This window comes from Nitratidesulfovibrio liaohensis (assembly GCF_011682075.1).
GTDB lineage: Bacteria > Desulfobacterota > Desulfovibrionia > Desulfovibrionales > Desulfovibrionaceae > Cupidesulfovibrio > Cupidesulfovibrio liaohensis.
In genome coordinates, this window is sequence record NZ_VSMK01000738.1 from 1 (window position 1) to 663 (window position 663).

The 663-nt window shown below is 71.8% G+C and carries 1 protein-coding gene; it reads left to right on the forward strand.

Annotated elements, in window-relative coordinates; translation table 11 throughout:
• The coding region (locus tag FVW27_RS18410; protein ID WP_167128005.1) for a peptide chain release factor N(5)-glutamine methyltransferase at positions 1-663 on the forward strand (663 nt) is incomplete at both ends.

The window sequence follows — 663 nt, forward strand, 5'->3', positions numbered from 1 at the left end:
CGGTCGGACCTGCTGCTGCGCCTGGCACTGCACCCCGCCGCACCGGTGCCGCACGATGCGCTGGCGCACGTCGCCGCCCTGCTGACCCGCCGCGCCGCAGGAGAACCCACGGCGTACATTCTGTGCGAGCGGGAATTCTATGGCCGCGACTTTCTGGTCACACCGGCCACGCTGATTCCCCGGCCCGAAACGGAACTGCTGGTGGAAACCGCCCTCTCGCTGGCCCCGCGAGCTGCCTTCTTTGCCGACTGCGGCACCGGCACGGGGTGCATCGCCGCGACCCTGTGCGCAGAGCGGGACGACCTGCGCGGCATGGCCTGCGACATTTCGCCGGATGCGCTGGCCGTGGCCGCGCGCAACATCGTGGCCCATCTTGGGGGGGCATTGGAGCCGGACGGGGCGCACCCCGGACAGAGTGTGCCGGACGCCGCACGCCGGGCGGCCTTCCAGCGTTGCCAGCCGGTGCTGGCGGACTTCACACGCCCGCTGTTCCGCGACAACGTGCTGGATCTGCTGATATCCAACCCGCCCTACGTCAGTGAGGCCGAACACGCAGGCCTGACGCCGGAAGTGCGCGACCGCGAGCCGCGCTCCGCCCTTGTGCCCTGCGCGGGCGAGGGGCTGGACGACACTGCCGCCACGCAAGGCCGGGCGGACGGCCTG